We start from the raw sequence: 17430 nt of genomic DNA, 5'->3' as shown, positions 1-17430 counted from the left end.
AATTTCCACCACGGATTTTATAGGTCTATTTTTTGTTATAGGCTTCTTTTTATTAAGTAACCTCATTCCATTTTCAGAGCAATAAAAAAAGCAATCTCAATTTGAATTGAGATTGCTTAATCTATTTGCAAATTCAAGTTTGCCTTAGCATAATTGTTATCTCACTAAGTCAGAGATACACGCTGAAAGAAATTAAACTAAATCTTCACCGAAGAATAAAGCGATTTCACGCTCAGCAGAAGCAAGTGAGTCAGAACCGTGAATGATGTTGTGAGAAACTGTTGTTGCATAGTCACCACGGATTGTACCTGGGTTAGATTCTTCAGGTTTAGTTGCTCCCATCATTGTACGAGCAAGCTTAATTACGTTTTCGCCTTCCCATACCATAGCGAAAACAGGACCAGAAGTGATGAAATCAACTAATTCACCAAAGAATGGACGCTCAGCATGCTCAGCGTAGTGCTTTTCTGCTAATTCTGTAGGAATTACCATTAATTTAGCACCTTTCAATACAAAACCGCGACGTTCAAAACGATCTACGATATCTCCTACTACTTGACGTTCTACGCCATCAGGCTTAACCATTAAAAAAGTTTTTTCGATTGCCATGTTTAAAACACTCCTTAAATTCGTATAACAGGTTTTACACCTACCGATAAATATTAACAAAAAATCGGGCTTTGTACAACAAAAAGCTAGAATTTACGCTTACCCATAAATAAAGCGACATCACGTAATTTTTTCTTGACGGGATGTTTTGGTAATGCATCTATTTCCTGCAATGCCTTTTTCAAATATTTATCACTCATTTTATTAGCTAGCTCAATCGCGTCGGATTTACGCACATAGCGCAACATATTTTGACGTTCTACCTCTGTCAAAGTACCTGCAAACACTTTTACCAAATAAGGTTGCATTCCAGGATCATCTTTTAACAGTAGAATCGGTAATGTAATATTCCCCTGCAATAAATCACTACCGGCCGGCTTCCCTAATTCTTTATCTGTTGCCATTATGTCTAAAACATCATCGATAATTTGGAAGCTCATGCCTACAAAATAGCCGAAGCGTTTCAAATGTCTCACTGTTTTGGGATCGACACCTGCTGCTACTGCACCAAGTTCACAACTAGAAGAAATTAGTAATGCCGTCTTGCGTTTGATTCGTCTAAAATAATCCTTTAAGCCTTGATCTAGTCTAAATTTATCTTCGATTTGAATGACTTCACCGTTACAAATTTCCACCATCGTACGTGCTAAAATTTGATGAACTAATGGGTCTTCAAGCTTTGTAATATATTCAAGTGCACGCGCAAAAATAAAATCGCCCGTGTACATTGCAACTCTATTATTCCATTGTGATTTGACAGTCGGGCGTCCTCTTCGCATATTGGAATCATCAATTACATCATCATGCACAAGTGATGCCATATGAATAAGCTCTACTGGCACGGCTACATCCTTCATCTTTTCGATATTATAGTCGCCAAATTTTGCGCCAAGCAACACAAAAATTGGTCGTATCCGTTTACCACCAGCTTGCAATAAATGGAGAGAAGCATCATTGATTAAACCAGAAGAAGAGTTCACTGCTCTTTCTAATTCTTTTTCAATGATTTCGATATCTGATTTCAAATCGGAATAGAGTAGTTTTAACTTCATCTTTTCCACTTGTGAAAACCTTCCCCCATTAACGTACCTTTTTAAAGCCCATATGCATTGCCGCAGCACCGCCACTGTATGCTTTGTACGTTACTTTTTCTAAACCTGCCTGTTCAAACATTGCCGCTAACTTCTTCATACCTGGGAAATCATTTGCTGATTCCTGTAACCAAGAATATTCTTTAAAGCTTTTCGCAAATATTTTACCAAATACCGGCATTATATATTTAAAATAAAAACGGAATAGTTGTCGATAGCCGGGAATTTCAGATTGAGATGTTTCTAAACAAACAACCATTCCCCCAGGTTTTACAACACGATTCATTTCCTTTAAAACTTGTAAATAATCTGGTACATTGCGAAGCCCAAAACCAATTGTTACATAATCAAATGTATTGTCTGGGAAAGGTAATTCCATAGCATTTCCATGTATTAGTTCAATTTGTGGGTATGGCTTTACTTTTTGCTCACCAACCTTCAGCATGTTTTTACTGAAGTCTACCCCTTTTACTTCTCCGCTTTCACCAACTGCTTCAGCTAAGGCAATTGTCCAATCTGCCGTACCACAACAAACATCCAGTGCTTTCGCTCCAGGTTTTACTGCCATACGCTTCATCGTATCATTGCGCCAGCCAACATGCATCTGGAAGCTAATAACACCATTCATTTTGTCATAGCTTTGCGAAATACTTTCAAATACTTCGTGCACGTGCTCTTCTTTCGTTTTAGCCATTTCGAAAAACCTCTCTTATCCATTAGTAGAAGCAATGGATGCCTCTACATACGCTTGTAGAGCTTGTTTTACATCACCTTGTAAAAATGATGCATCTTCTAACACCTGTAACAGCTCTGTTTTTAATTGCACAATTTTGTCCTGTATAACGTTGCCATAGGTCACTCCAGCATATCTCGCACTTTCTTCAAGAACCTTACTCATTAACGTTACTTGTCCACGTTGATGTGTCGCCCATTCTCTTTCTAAACGCAAGATTAATAAGCTCTTCTCCACAATTGGAATATAGGTACCAAACGAATATAGCTCAAAAAATTTTGAGATTAATCCCGATTCAATGTTAGTTATTGAAGCATACCATTGTTCGAGTGTTCGTTTTTCTGCCTCATATACTTTAATTTGGTGTTCACAACGTTGCACAATCCCTTGCGACAAATTTCTAATCAATGCGACATTTCCCGACTTCGCTAAAATCTCATAATAACGACCACTATAAAAGTCCCCAGCTAAAACGGTTAGCTGCTGTTCTTTTGATGTGGCATCTAATTCTTTAATATGATCGTGCGCCGCTAAAGCTGCGTAAACAATCCCAACCGTGATTGCAGCTTCTCTTTCCTCTTGTTGCCACTCTTCACCATTCAAAAAGGGAACTAACAAGTAAAATAATTGATTTTCATCGAGCACAGGCACTCCTGTGTATTTTTGCAAAGTTCTATGACGAACATCCATGAAAATCTCTGTTTTTAATTGTGCGATTGAATTTTGAATGTATGTTGCATTCATAGACCTTACTCCATTTCACTTTCAAATACGTTAGCCACTTCAAGGATCTAACGCTTACTTACTGAGTCATTATAGCACACGCGACGATTCGGAATAAAAATTTTTTGCTTTATTCAACATGATAGGCAGTAGAGCTTTCCCAATCAAATATGCCTCGACATATTTGATTGGGGAATCGGCTTTTTGCTTAGTCCTTCACGATGTCGATCATTTCGGTTATACCACAGGGCGTGATTTTTTACCGATGCAGGTCAGTTAGCAGTTATCACATGAATGCGATGATCTTAGGGCTAACAGCCTGTATTAAACTCCATGCCGAGTTCATGACATCCGCCGGAGGCTTTAACGTTTCTATACCTGCCGTTGCACTATCGCAACAAAAGACATTTGCAGCTGACGCTACTTAAGGTATTTGCTGAAAAGAAGTTAAAAACAGTTTTACACATTTAGTCGATTTATATGTGCATCACTATTGCCATCAACACAAAACCATTTTAAAAGCACTTCTGCATGTCATTGTTTTTCATTACTTTTTCGTTTCGCTATTTATAACACCATGAGCTGTATGAATCTGCGCTTTCCCACGAATTTTCACGGCAGATGTATGTTCAGTAAATTGAGCAATCATAACTTCGCCTGCATCTAATTTCTCAGAATGATGGAACTTTGTATCTGTACCTCGAGTTAAACCGATTACATGCACGCCATCTTCCTCTGCTTGAATAACAATATAATCTTGTGACATTGTCTTTACACTCCTTAAATCCGACAAATTCTTAGTCCATCATAACATAATTAGACATGCATATTAAGACATTTGAATAAATGATAAAACTTCTCTACGTTTTACTTCATCTTCTTCGTAAATACCACGTGCAACCGATGTCACAGTTTTAGATCCAGGCTTCTTAAGCCCTCGCATCGTCATGCACATATGCTCTGCCTCAATCACTACATAAACACCTTTCGGAGAGAGCATTTCCATAATTGTCTCTGCCACTGAAGAGGTAATACGTTCTTGTAATTGTGGACGACGAGCAATAGTTTCTACAGCACGTCCTAATTTACTTAGTCCAGCAACTATGCCATCGTTTGGTATGTATGCGACATGCGCTTTTCCATAAAAAGGCACTAGATGATGCTCACACATCGAATAAAACGGAATGTCCTTTACAAGTACTAATTCCTCATGGTCTTCATGAAATACTGTTTTAAAATAATCTTTTGCGTCTTCATGTAAGCCACTAAACATTTCTGCATACATTTTTGCTACACGTTTCGGTGTATCGAGTAAACCTTCACGATTTACATCTTCGCCTACCGCCTCTAATATCATTTTTACTGCTTCTTCTATTTTCAATAAATCAACATTCGACATCCGTAAAAACCCTCCTCCGTATCAATACATTACACATTTCCTTATGCATCGTAGCATATCCAAAAGGTAAGCGCAAAATGACTTACTTGATTCAAAAGAAATTCAACGCTATGTAAGTAAAATCGCCACTTTACTCTTACTAATTAGTAGTATATTTTGCAAATTTTAGTTCATCGCAATGACGTCAGGTTGACCATTCCGACAGGGCGCTTCTTTCTTGAGGAGTCGTGGTGACAGTTTTTTCTGCGAAAGGTCATGACAAATGTGTTGATTTTAGCATTCGTCCCCCTACTCGCTAGCATTCCAGTGACAGTTGCCCTATAAGGAGATGCCCTATCTCCACCCTAACCAACTAAATATATCTACAAGTTTCAAAAATAGATCCCGACTTTCATCGATAGGCCTAAATCGGGTATAGGAATTCTATATTGCTTACACTGACGTTTATTCATCTTTCAGTTATCTATGCAACACTCGCTGAAATAATTTAAAAAGAGCAGCCTCCATGTTCATATACATGAAGACTGCTCTATGTAACTACTAGACGTGTATTATTTTACAGCATCTTTAAGCGCTTTACCTGGTTTGAAAGCAGGTACTTTGCTAGCAGCGATTTCGATTTCTTTACCAGTTTGTGGGTTACGACCTTTACGAGCCGCACGTTCACGTACTTCAAAGTTACCAAAACCAATTAATTGTACTTTGTCACCCTTTGCAAGAGCATCTTGAATTGTATCAAATACAGCTTCAACTGCTTTAGAAGCGTCTTTTTTAGAAAGACCTGCAGCTTCAGCAACAGAGTTTACTAATTCTGTTTTATTCACACCATTCACCTCCTCTCAAAGGGTCATGAACCAATTCTGTAAAAAGATTAACACATAGAAAACCGCTACGCAACTGTATTCATTCATGATTATAACCAAAAAATACGTTTTTCACCCAAAAAACAAAAATAACAGGACTTTTCGCATAAAAACGAAAAGCCCTGTAATAATTTTTTGCGCTTTATTTTTCATTTTATCACTACAAAATAAATGTAACTAAACCTCTATCGCCTTCGTTCACCATACGTTCAATTGTTTGTCGCATCCGTTTTTTAGCTGTATTTGGTACTGCATCCATTTTATAGCGTATTCCTTCTTTTAACACTTCATGTAACGGAGTTCCAAAAAGCTGCGTGTTCCATAATGCATCTCGATCATGTAAATAAGCATGATTTAAATCCTTAAGTAATTGTTGACTATGGAATTCTGAGCCTATTAGTGGCGCGAATTCTGATTCCATATCTACACGAATGATATGATATGATGGTGCTTTTGCCTTCATACGGACACCAAAAAAATTATTTTGTTTAATGAGCTCTGGTGCTGTCGGCTCAAACTCCTGCATCATTGGCAATGTGACACCATAACCAGTCGAATCTGCTTCATTAATTGCACTTTTAAAGCGTTTTTGTGCCTCTTTTGCTTCTGCCGCCTCTTTAATAAAGACTAGCCAATCTCGCTTCGTCTCAATTGGTTCATCTAGCCATTCGTTACAAACCGACTTATATAGCTCGCCTTGTAATGATACTCGAATGACCGCAGTTCCAATACCAGCATCCACATGTACCACTTCACTTTGATCAATATAATCAATGGCTTTAAAGGCATCTGACGCCTGCTGCACATCTCTAATTTTCATAATAGATGACAACACTTCTTCCATCGAATCAATTAGTGCAACATTTAATGGGTGTGTTGCATCTAAAACATCTAACCAATCTGGCTTTTCCACCTCTATTGTTCGAATTGGAAATTCAAATAATGCTTCTTGCAAAATATACTGAATATCAGATGCACGCATTTGATCAATCGAAATAGCAATTACTGGAACGTTATAGCGCTCAAATAGCTCATTTCGGAGCTGTACGGTTTCCTCTCGCGCCGGCATTTGGCAATTTAATACAATAACAAAAGGTTTTCCAATATCCATTAATTGCTCTACAATTTCCTCTTCAGCCTTCTCTGCCGCACGACGACTTATACCATTGACCGTGCCATCTGTTGTTACAACAATTCCAATATTGGCATGGTCACGAATTACTTTATCCGTGCCTATTTTCGCCGCTTCTTGGAAAGGGATAGGCTCCGTATGCCAAGGTGTATGCACAAATTTCGGACCATTTTCATCCTCATAGCCTTTTGTACCGTCAATGATATAACCAACGCAATCTGCTAAACGAATTTGGAATGTCATTTCATCTTCACCGACCGCAATACGTGTTGCTTGGGCAGGCACAAACTTCGGCTCAGCAGTCATAATGACTGGCCCCGGCGAGCTTTGTGGCAACTCGTCTTGTGCACGCATTCTTTCTGTATCATCCACAATATTTGGTAACACGACCGATTCCATAACCTTTTTTACAAATGTAGATTTACCTACTCGTACTGGACCGACAACACCAATATAAACATCGCCATTTGTGCGCTCTGCAATTTCTCTAAATACTGCTTCACTCAAGGTTTCTGCCTCCTTTATCTACGCTTTTTCACTATATGCGAGCTGTTAGATAAATATGAAAAGCCCCTCACAAATGTAAGGAGCTTATTGACTAATCTTTTTTATTTTTGGATTCATACTCTTGAATTAATTTTTCTCTAGCTTTTTTTGCGTCACTATTATAGGCGTCCATAAAATAAATCGGCTCACCTTTTTCATCTACTGTATATGGTAAAGAATAAGCTGGCACTACTGGATATTTATCGATAAGTAGCTGACGAATATCATCTCCAGGTTTTACATCATGTTTTTCTTCTTTTAGTAGTTGCCCTAAATCTACTGAATAGTCGACATGCATTTCTCCATCGCCTGTCATAAATATTGGTAATTCAGCACCAGAATAGGGGCTCTTCACAGTTACATCTGTTTTATAGCCCAATTTTTCAAAGTTAATTTGAAATACATTATCAGAAGATACACCCTTTATCGGTAAATATTCGCTTGAAAGTTTACGAATATTAATTTCACGAATTCGCTCTGCAGCATTTAAATCTACCAATTTTACTTTAGCTTCATTTTCAGGATCCCAAATAATATACTGGAATATCCCACCCTTTTCATAGGCGTTCCCAGGAATTTGCGCAAGATATTTAGGCATTAATTTTTCAAAATCAATTAAATATTTTATATATATATCTGTATCTAGCTCGCTATTTTTAATTGGAACTAGTCCACCATTTGCTTCACGATATTCATCAACCGCACGCTGAACCGCAGCTAAATTATCAGCATCCGGCACTACTTTTGCCCTTTTCTCGTCTTCTGGATATGCACAACCTACTAGAAGTACAGCGGTTACAATTACCAAAAGAAAAGCACTTAGTTTTTTCATGTCACTTCCACCTCATCATTTTTTATGCTGGCCATGTGGCTACAATTAGAACCATTAAAAATGTGCCAAGTCCAAACAGTATGTATGCAATTAAATTTACGATTGTACGTAAAAAAACGTTTGAAACCTTATTACGACCGAAATAAATTAAACCAATAGATATAATCAAAAAGCCAATACAATAAAACGATACCCACATTACATCAAGCGCAGGCAAATGTGCTAACGGACCCATTTAAAACAACCACCTTTCTACAACGTCACAAAACAATCAAAATATATTATACTATGTGCTTTCGCTAAAAAGAAATAGTTGTCCAATAACTATCAATCAATTATGCCTCAGCATAATTGCGTACGAAATCGGCTTTGGGCCAACATGATGTTGGTCACTCAGTCATTGCCACAGGACGTAGCGTTCTTGGACTGATTTCCTCTATTTCAGCGGGTGTTTGGACATTCGCTGAAAAGTAGCTTAAAACCGCATCATACAACCGTCTATAGCGGTCGGAGACTTTTGCTAGAAGTTAAATGGACATCCTTTATAAAATAATTAATTAAAAGCACACAATAAGGCGTCTCAGATATTCTCTGAGACACCTTATTTATGTCCATTTTATGACAAACCTAATCAAATAGATTAGGTTTATTGAATAACCTGATTTATCAATTTCCATTAATTAGTATATCATGTCATCGATTTCTCGCTTTTTCATACGCATCATTAATGTATCAACCGCTATTTTAGGTTCGATATTATTAAATAGAACACTATAAAGCTCCGCTGTGATTGGCATAGCAACATCATATTTCTCCGCTAGCTGATAGGCCGCTTTTGTTGTGCGTACTCCCTCAACAACCATGCCCATTTGATCGAGTACCTCTGGTAGTTTCATTCCTTGCCCCAATAAATTACCCGCGCGCCAATTACGAGAGTGTACACTTGTACATGTTACAATTAAGTCCCCCATGCCTGAAAGTCCTGAAAATGTGAATGGATTCCCTCCCATTACAACACCAAGACGTGAAATTTCAGCTAAACCTCGAGTAATAAGTGCTGCTTTGGCATTATCACCATAATTTAAGCCGTCTGAAATACCTGCCGCTAATGCAATTACGTTTTTTAATGCGCCACCTATTTCTACGCCAATCACATCTTTGCTTGTGTAGACACGGAAATATTGGTTCATAAATAAATCTTGCACTTTTTCTGCGGCTTCAATGTTTGCACAAGCTGCTGTAACCGTTGTCGGGTGGTGTAAGACAACTTCCTCTGCATGACTTGGACCTGAAAGTACAACAACTTCTTCTACAAATTCTGCAGGTAGACTTTCTTCTAAAATTTCTGAAATTCGTTTTAATGTATCGGGCTCAATTCCCTTTGATACATGCACAAACAGTATTTTTTTATCGAGTGTTGCGCACATTTTTTCACATACTTCTCGAATAGCCTTAGTTGGCACTGCTACGATAATTGTTTCCGAATGAGCAACTGCCTCAGCAATATCACTTGTCGCATACAAATTTGTCGGCAGTACAGTTTCAGGCAAATACTTCCTATTAGTATGCAGGTTGTTTATTTCTTCAGCTTGATCTGCTCGATGAGTCCATAGAAGTGTATCATGCCCATTTTCTGCAAGCACCATCGCAAGTGCTGTACCCCACGAGCCTGCCCCTAACACACAAACTTTTTCCATTCAAAATCCTCCCTTGTTAAGAAAAGACAATTCACTCTTATTAGTTACGAAAAATGCTAGAGAAAATTATACTTTCCTCTCTTGTAAAAAGACGCCACCCAACAATATTGTCGGGTTGGCGTATTGTATGTGTATATTTTTCCTAAGCACGAGCTCGGGTAATTAATCGAATTGGCGTTCCTTCAAAATCAAATGTTTCTCGGATACGGTTTTCTAAAAATCGTTCATAAGAGAAATGCATTAGCTCTGGTTCATTAACAAACACCACAAACGTCGGTGGCTGGATCGCAACTTGGGTAGCATAGTAGATACGAAGACGTCGGCCTTTATCAGTTGGTGCTGGGTTACGTGCTACAGAATCCTCAATCACCTCATTAAGGATAGATGATTGAATACGCATTGCATGGTTTTCACTTACACGTTGTATAATCGGTAAAATTTGATGTACACGCTGCTTTGTATTAGCCGATACAAAAATAATCGGTGCATAGTCTAAGAATAAGAAATGCTCACGAATTTGCTGTGTAAAGACGTTCATTGTTTTTTCGTCTTTTTCAATGGCATCCCATTTATTTACTACAATAACAATTGCTTTTCCTGCTTCATGCGCATAGCCTGCAATTTTTTTATCTTGTTCTTGAATGCCTTCTTCAGCATTTAGAACGACTAAAACAACATCAGAGCGTTCAATTGCTCGTAAAGCACGTAATACAGAGTATTTCTCTGTCGTTTCGTATACTTTCCCTTTTTTACGCATACCTGCCGTATCTATAATGACATATTCCTGATCATCATACTCATACGGCGTGTCAATAGCATCTCGAGTAGTCCCCGCGATATTACTCACAATAACGCGATCTTGGCCTAAAAATGCATTTACTAATGAAGATTTCCCGACATTTGGACGACCAATTAACGAGAATTTAATAACCTCGTCTCCATATTGCTCTTCATCTTCATTAGGGAAATGATTAGCACATTCGTCCAATAAATCCCCTAAGCCTAAGCCGTGAGAACCAGAAATTGGCCAAGGCTCACCAAAGCCAAGCGCATAGAAATCATAAATCATTTCGCGCATGTCCGGGTTATCAATTTTATTAACTGCTAAAACGACCGGTTTTTTTGTTTTGTATAAAATTTTAGCTACTTGCTCATCAGCAGCTGTTACACCTTCACGACCATTCGTCATAAAGATAATAACGTCCGCTTCATCAATGGCGATTTCCGCTTGTTGACGAATTTGTTCTAAAAACGGCTCGTCCCCAATCTCAATACCACCTGTATCAATAATATTAAAGTCATGTGTTAACCACTCTGCCGAACTATAAATACGGTCGCGTGTAACGCCTGGAATATCTTCCACAATCGAGACACGTTCTCCAACGATACGATTAAAAATCGTCGACTTACCTACGTTCGGACGACCTACGATGGCTACTACTGGTTTCGTCATCTGTACTTCATCCTTCCAACTTCTTGTCTTTCGCTATTATACACGAAAAATGCCATTATATCATATCATATCCATGAATGTGCGCGCTATGTACCGTTCTTTCCATCTATTTAAAAATTTTTATATCATTTCGGCTGAGCTATTTGAATGTTCGATGTGATGTGGTTATCTTCGTTCTATAAGTTTAACTTTGATTGTTCTTTTCGTCTCTTTGGCTTTTCTATTCGTTTCCTACATAAAAAAGCGAGGACACAAACTGTATCCTCGCTTGTCAAGTTTATTTAAAGTTTTTCAGCTTATCGCCAATGACATCACCGAAAGAGAAACCTGTGTTTTCTTCTGGTAATTCATAGTCGATTACTTCCTCTGCCTCAGGATTTTCAAGTAAATCTTTAATGCTTAATGCTAAGCGGCCATCTTCAGCATTTACGTCAAGCACTTTCACCTGTACCTCTTGTCCCTCTTTTAAAGCTTCATGAGGCGTATTAATATGTTTATGCGCGATTTGCGAAATATGCACTAAACCTTCTACACCTGGGAAAACTTCCACAAATGCTCCGAAAGAAGTAAGACGTTTTACTTTTCCTTCTAACACTGTACCTTTAGCTGCACGCTCTTCAATGTTCGACCAAGGACCAGGAATCGTTTCTTTAATAGATAACGAAATACGCTCATTTGCTGGGTCTACAGAAAGGACTTTCACCTTCACCTCTTGTCCCTCTGATAATACCTCACTCACATCACTCACATGCTCATGAGACACTTGTGAAATATGCACAAGGCCATCAATACCACCAAGGTCAATAAAGGCACCAAATGATGCAATACGCTGTACTTTCCCGTCTAAAACATCGCCAGTTTTAATTTGGTTAATAACATCTTTCTTTTGAGAAGCTTTTTCAGCTTCTACTACAGCACGATGTGATAAAATCAAGCGATTTTTTTCTTTATCAAGCTCAACAATTTTAAAGTTAAGAGACTTACCTTTATAGTCTTCAAAATCATCTACAAAGTAGTCTTCTACTAGGGATGCTGGAACGAAGCCACGTACTCCTAAATCTACGACAAGACCACCCTTAACAATATCTTTTACTTCCGCTTCGAAAATTTCCTCAGCGATGAATTTTTGCTCGAGTGTATCCCATGCTTTTAACGCATCTACTTTACGTTTTGATAATACATAGTTTTCTTCTTCAACTTTTGTAATCATCAACTCCAACTCATCTCCGACAGAGATTACGTCAGACGCTTTTTCGATGTGTAAGCTTGATAATTCACTTATCGGTACAATACCGTCAAATGGTGCACCTGGGATTGAAACAGTTACCGCTTTTTCATCAACCTGCTCAGCAATACCTTTGACGATATCACCTTCGTTAAACGTTTGTTCTACATTGTTCATTTCTTCAGACATATGTAACCCTCCTTCGCATCTTCCCTTACTATTTTATTCGATATTGAAGACAAAGACAAAAATAAATCCTTTAAATTCAAAAAATGTCTGAAATTTTTGGATTTACTTCATTTTTTCTTGCGCTAATTTTAAAATGGCCTGTGCTGCATCATCAATTGATAATGCTGTCGTGTCTAAAAATATGGCATCTTCTGCTTGAATTAGTGGTGATGCTTCACGCTCACTATCCATTTTATCGCGCAGCGCAATTTCTTCTTGAAGCTTTTCAACGGTAGATTCAATTCCTCGCTTTTGATTGTCAATAAAACGACGTCTTGCTCTCTCTTCTACAGTTGCAGACATAAATATTTTTAGTTCTGCCTTTTTTAATACATGTGTAGCAATATCGCGCCCATCCATCACTACACCGCCATTAGCTGCAAGCTTTTGTTGCTGCTTTACTAATAGTTCGCGTATTTTAGCATGAGCTGCTACTTGTGAAACAGATGAAGTTACCTCATTTGATCGAATTTCAGCAGAAACGTTCTTTCCATCTAAAAAGACAAGTTGTCCTTGAGAAGAAGGCTTTAAGTCAATAGTGCTAGATGCTAGCATTTCTGCTAATTTTGTTTCATCATCTAAATGTATGTTTTGTTGCATTGCTTTATACGTGACAGCACGATACATAGCACCTGTATCGATATAAGTAAATTCAAGTGCCTCTGCAACGATTTTTGCGATTGTGCTTTTCCCAGCGCCAGCCGGTCCATCAATCGCAATTTGAATGTTTTTCTTCATATTTTCCCCTACTTTCTATCACACCATATTGTATCATAAAAAAGCCCTCTTCAAGGAGAGGGCTTTCTAAAATCAAATTACTACTTGAGTTGAAGGTGTAAACTTTCTATCAATTAGTACTCGGCATAATTGCGTCCAGAATCTACTTTGTACTTTTCCTGCACGAGGGCCGACTGATGCCGGTCATTTCGGTAAAAATGCCCTTGGACGTGGCGTTGTTAAACCGAGTTCCTCTATTTCAGCGGTTTTTTGGACATCCGCAAAAAAAGCAGCTTAAGTCTGCATTCATCTCACCACATATAGAGGTTGAGATCAATTAATAAGCGAAAAAATCAATCATCAAAAGGATTTATTTCTTTACGACGATTCACTAACTGACGTTCAAAGCAGAAACGAACAATATGCTGTTGGTCTACATCATCAGTATCTGTTAGTTGTATAGTGGCAATTTTTTGGGCATCTTTTTCGAATATACGAACAACCGTCGCATCCGTAATCACGTAATTAACATCTCCGTTAGCATATGGTAAAACGATTGTTAACTGAACATCATCACCAGCTTGGAATTTAATTGCCCCTTTCAAGAGAACTGCCAAACCACCGGCGCTAATATCCGTTGTCACTAGCTGATATTTGGCATCTTGAAACTGTATCGCTATATCTACAGACGTTTCCACACGTACATATTCACGACGCTGAATTTTAATAAAGTCATCTTCCTTTGGACAATGCAACATAATCATAGGAATATTACCAGCTTTACGTCCAACCACTTCAGTACTAAAAGCAAATGATTGTTTATCATCCGTGCGAAAAGTTGCTCTAAATTCAGATCCATCTATTAAAAAAGCTGTTTTGTTTGTGGCAACATTTATTGGATAATCGATGTAAATAATATTTTCATTTTGTTCTACAACTTTACAGCGAAATTTTTCAACACTCTCTGTATAAGTTGGTTCAAGTTCTAATTGAGTACCAATTTTTATTTCCATGAGCATCTCCTCGAACACAAATATACTTTATTATCGCATGAGATGCCCATCCTGGCTATATAAAAACTGGTAGTTTTTTCTTAGATTACGTTAAATATTCCACTTTCAAAACATTGTGATTTTCTGCGTCAATAACAACTCTAAACGTTTCTTGCGTATTTTTATCACGTACCGCAATTACCTCATAACAAAGTCGCTGTTCAAATTGACCATTATCTGTATAGATATTTCTTACTTCTTCTACTTTCACGTCGGCATCAAAGAAAGTTTTCCAATCAATTGGTCTTGCTGTTTGTTGCTTAATCGTCTCTTCCTGAATATATTCCATCGCATTTGCACCAAGTAACTCGCCTGTATCCTTAGCAAGTTTTAATTGCACCCCATCCGCATAAACCAATGCATTATCACCAGGGTGAACCCGTGCAAATGTAACATGCCATGCTTGATGATTTTCACGACTTTCCACAAATGCAACATCATTCATTCCAAGTCGCTTTACATATTCTTCAGCTTTTTTCATAATTTCATCCTGTGATACCCTTGCTTCATCTACCGGACGTTCCACTAAGTAGGAAATTAAATGCCCGCCCTTTTCTGTTAGATCGACATATCCTAAACGAATGCCTTGGTGGAATTGGATATGATAAAACGGATATGGTGCAGTATCGTTACTTTTTGTAACAGTAAATGTTGCATCTTTTATGATAGGGAATAATTGTTTTACTTTTTCCAATGCTTCTTTTTCACTAATGACTGAATCTTGTAATGCTTTAAGTTCTATTTTTTTCTGCCAATCCGATTCACTTAATGTAAGCGGGAAATCTTTTTCGCCGTAATCCTTTAATGTCTTTTGTACATTATCAAATGTTGTATTTGGGTTCTTCGTATCTACTTGTCGTAACCAGACATCCATTTTACCGTTATTTTTATAAAAATCTACTGTTGCAGCTGACCATTCATCTGAAAGTGATTGTAAATTTGTAGAGATTTGTGGCATTTTTTCTCGCCAAGCTTGGTAATCACCTGTTTTAGATGTTTTCTTTGCCTCATCTCCTAGGCGCCCTAAGTAATTTAGCCAGTCGCTCGACATTTCCTGCCCGATAGGAATATTAGACATAGACGATCGAACGTCAGAGCTTAGTCGCCAAACAGAATCTAACTCATTGTGAATCGCTTGATCATCTCGAAACAATAGAGATTGTGAAACAGCTCTTTGTAGATGCGATAATTTCTCAGATGCATCCGTTAAATTATCTGTGTACTGAGCTAGCACAGTACGTTGTAAACTTTTATTTTCTCCGTGCATATTAATGCTATATGCCCCTAAGCCAATAACTGCCGCAGTGAGTATAACGAGCATAGTTCTCATTTGTTTTCCTCCTTTCTATGAACAGAAAATGTGTTCTCCAATTCGTTTAATTTGAGGTCTTGACCAGATCCACTTACTTGTAGCTGTTTTCGGATTAAAATAATAAAGTGCATTTTCTGAAGGATCCCATCCATTCATAGCATCAATAACCGCTTCTTTTGCACGTTCGTTTGGTTCAAGCCAAATTTGTCCATCTGCCACCGCAGTAAAGGCTAGCGGTTGGAAAATGATTCCTGAAATAGTATTTGGGAAATCAGGACTCTCTAAACGATTTAAAATAACAGCCGCTACCGCTACCTGCCCTTCATAAGGCTCTCCCCTAGCTTCACCATAAACCGCATTCGCGATTAACTGAATATCTCTGTCAGTATATTTTGGAGGTATTTGAGTTTGAGTACCATTATTATTAGTACTACCACTGCTTTTACCGCCGCCACCACCACCGCCAGTGTTTGCTTTCACTTGCTGTTCAAGTGGAACTCCACCATAATAGGTGAATTGATTTCCTGCATTTAATTGCGCTTTGACCCATCCTTCATCGTAATCTGAATAACCTGATAAAGTTTTTTTAGTTTTAGCACCAGCTATCCCATCTATTGGTAAACCGTATTTTTCTTGGAAATTACGCAAAGCCCAATATGTGTTATAGCCAAATTTGCCATCAATTTTACTTTTATAAAATCCTAAGTATTGTAGCCTTGCTTGTAGCTCAATTACATCATCTCCATAAGCACCACGAGAAATCTGTTGCTCGGTAAATGCAATGGCATCATTTTGCGGAATAGCAAATATACTAATCCCCAACATCAAAGCAAAAATTATGCTTACTAAACGCACTATCATCACTCCTTTTTTACATAGCTTGAAACAAACGACTCATTTTATACATAGCAATTTTCCCTCGGTAAAATTGCGTCCGGCATCGGCTTTGTGCTTAGGGCTGCAGATGTCTATTGTCCGAAAGCGCAGTGCTAACGTAGCGACAGCAACACTTTTTTGTCTGTGCGAAAGCGAAGCGACAGCAACAGCACGAGGGCCGACACTATGTCAGTCATTTCAGTAATGCCACAGGACGTGGCGTTCTTAGACTGAGTTCCTCTTTTTCAGCATGTTTTTTGGACATTTGCTTAAAAAAGTTAAAATCAGAACCACCAGTCTAACTGGTGGTTTGCTCTACGCGTGAAACGCTGGGGTACTGACCCACGTCTAAAGACATATTGAAAGGTCCGCCAACCGCACTCCGTTTTCACGCTACCACTAAAGTGGTTTTATTATCTTCGCTTTTTTGCTTTTATTTCTTCTCCTGTAAATGGATCAATGAATTCTTTCATGGTCATTTGATCCTCAAGAATATCCTCTTGTAATTGATTTTTTATATATTCCTGAATGATTTTTCTGTTTCTTCCTACTGTATCTACATAATATCCACGACACCAAAACTTCCTGTTTCCATATTTGTATTTCAGGTTCGCATGTCGATCAAATATCATTAAACTACTTTTCCCTTTCAAATAACCCACAAACGATGAAACACTTAATTTTGGTGGAATACTTACCAACATATGAATATGATCAGGACATGCTGTTGCTTCAATAATTTCTACGCCTTTTCTTTCACATAACTGGCGAAGAATTCTACCTACATCTACTTTGATTTGCCCATAAATTATCTGCCTTCTATATTTTGGCGCAAAGACGATGTGATACTTACAATTCCATGTTGTGTGTGCTAAACTTTTATTATCCATTTGGATCCCCTTTCGTACGAAGTCGGTTGACCAGACCTGAATTCATTGTACG

At 38.0% G+C, this 17430-nt stretch carries 18 protein-coding genes; all 18 read right to left on the bottom strand.

The genetic code is table 11. The features are described 5' to 3' along the window. Positions 1 to 192: 192 nt before the first annotated feature. Positions 193 to 609: a nucleoside-diphosphate kinase gene (ndk, locus tag ABE34_RS07430; RefSeq protein WP_142508373.1), complete on the bottom strand. Its 417-nt coding sequence runs from the start codon at positions 607 to 609 to the stop codon at positions 193 to 195. A gap of 86 nt (positions 610 to 695) precedes the next feature. Beyond that, a complete protein-coding gene (gene hepT / locus ABE34_RS07425; RefSeq protein WP_197141426.1) occupies positions 696 to 1670 on the bottom strand; it encodes a heptaprenyl diphosphate synthase component II in 975 nt (324 codons plus the stop codon). A 19-nt stretch (positions 1671 to 1689) separates the two neighbouring features. Further along, positions 1690 to 2394 carry a demethylmenaquinone methyltransferase gene (locus ABE34_RS07420; protein WP_197141424.1) on the bottom strand — a complete coding sequence of 235 codons (705 nt, stop codon included), beginning with the start codon at positions 2392 to 2394 and terminating at the stop codon, positions 1690 to 1692. Positions 2395 to 2409: 15 nt separating this feature from the next. Beyond that, on the bottom strand, positions 2410 to 3177 hold the full coding sequence (locus tag ABE34_RS07415) for a heptaprenyl diphosphate synthase component 1 (RefSeq protein ID WP_197141422.1): 768 nt from the start codon (positions 3175 to 3177) through the stop codon (positions 2410 to 2412). A 526-nt stretch (positions 3178 to 3703) separates the two neighbouring features. Next, positions 3704 to 3922 carry a trp RNA-binding attenuation protein MtrB gene (gene mtrB, locus ABE34_RS07410; protein ID WP_197141420.1) on the bottom strand — a complete coding sequence of 73 codons (219 nt, stop codon included), beginning with the start codon at positions 3920 to 3922 and terminating at the stop codon, positions 3704 to 3706. Between the two features lie 63 nt (positions 3923 to 3985). Next, positions 3986 to 4555 (bottom strand): GTP cyclohydrolase I FolE, encoded by a 570-nt coding sequence (folE, locus tag ABE34_RS07405; RefSeq protein ID WP_079559906.1) that lies wholly within the window; start codon positions 4553 to 4555, stop codon positions 3986 to 3988. A gap of 551 nt (positions 4556 to 5106) precedes the next feature. Then, on the bottom strand, positions 5107 to 5379 hold the full coding sequence (locus ABE34_RS07400) for an HU family DNA-binding protein (RefSeq protein WP_004232618.1): 273 nt from the start codon (positions 5377 to 5379) through the stop codon (positions 5107 to 5109). Between the two features lie 199 nt (positions 5380 to 5578). Beyond that, positions 5579 to 7057, bottom strand: coding sequence for a stage IV sporulation protein A (gene spoIVA / locus ABE34_RS07395; protein ID WP_197141418.1), 1479 nt, complete (start codon positions 7055 to 7057; stop codon positions 5579 to 5581). Positions 7058 to 7148: 91 nt separating this feature from the next. Then, entirely contained in the window at positions 7149 to 7928 is a 780-nt protein-coding gene (locus ABE34_RS07390; protein ID WP_197141416.1) for a hypothetical protein, read from the bottom strand. Positions 7929 to 7950: 22 nt separating this feature from the next. Beyond that, on the bottom strand, positions 7951 to 8163 hold the full coding sequence (locus ABE34_RS07385) for a DUF2768 domain-containing protein (RefSeq protein ID WP_197141414.1): 213 nt from the start codon (positions 8161 to 8163) through the stop codon (positions 7951 to 7953). 445 nt (positions 8164 to 8608) lie between these two features. Then, positions 8609 to 9625 (bottom strand): NAD(P)H-dependent glycerol-3-phosphate dehydrogenase, encoded by a 1017-nt coding sequence (locus ABE34_RS07380; protein WP_197141412.1) that lies wholly within the window; start codon positions 9623 to 9625, stop codon positions 8609 to 8611. Positions 9626 to 9767: 142 nt separating this feature from the next. Next, on the bottom strand, positions 9768 to 11078 hold the full coding sequence (der, locus tag ABE34_RS07375) for a ribosome biogenesis GTPase Der (protein ID WP_197141410.1): 1311 nt from the start codon (positions 11076 to 11078) through the stop codon (positions 9768 to 9770). A 277-nt stretch (positions 11079 to 11355) separates the two neighbouring features. Continuing rightward, complete coding sequence (rpsA, locus tag ABE34_RS07370) at positions 11356 to 12492, bottom strand: 30S ribosomal protein S1 (RefSeq protein WP_197141408.1); 1137 nt, start codon at positions 12490 to 12492, stop codon at positions 11356 to 11358. Between the two features lie 102 nt (positions 12493 to 12594). Further along, complete coding sequence (gene cmk / locus ABE34_RS07365; RefSeq protein ID WP_197141406.1) at positions 12595 to 13269, bottom strand: (d)CMP kinase; 675 nt, start codon at positions 13267 to 13269, stop codon at positions 12595 to 12597. Between the two features lie 332 nt (positions 13270 to 13601). Beyond that, on the bottom strand, positions 13602 to 14261 hold the full coding sequence (locus ABE34_RS07360; RefSeq protein ID WP_197141404.1) for a flagellar brake protein: 660 nt from the start codon (positions 14259 to 14261) through the stop codon (positions 13602 to 13604). A gap of 85 nt (positions 14262 to 14346) precedes the next feature. Then, complete coding sequence (locus ABE34_RS07355) at positions 14347 to 15630, bottom strand: PepSY1/2 domain-containing protein (protein ID WP_197141402.1); 1284 nt, start codon at positions 15628 to 15630, stop codon at positions 14347 to 14349. A gap of 15 nt (positions 15631 to 15645) precedes the next feature. Next, on the bottom strand, positions 15646 to 16467 hold the full coding sequence (gene sleB / locus ABE34_RS07350) for a spore cortex-lytic enzyme (protein WP_197141400.1): 822 nt from the start codon (positions 16465 to 16467) through the stop codon (positions 15646 to 15648). Between the two features lie 434 nt (positions 16468 to 16901). Next, the gene (tnpA, locus tag ABE34_RS07345; protein ID WP_197141399.1) at positions 16902 to 17378 is read right to left on the bottom strand and encodes an IS200/IS605 family transposase; all 477 of its coding nucleotides are present in this window, start codon (positions 17376 to 17378) and stop codon (positions 16902 to 16904) included. Between the last annotated feature and the right edge of the window lie 52 nt (positions 17379 to 17430).

This window comes from Lysinibacillus sphaericus, assembly GCF_015844675.1.
In the GTDB taxonomy this organism is placed as follows: Bacteria; Bacillota; Bacilli; order Bacillales_A; family Planococcaceae; genus Lysinibacillus; species Lysinibacillus sphaericus_E.
Note: the sequence above shows the minus strand (reverse complement) of the source record. Positions and strands in the feature narration are given on the sequence as shown.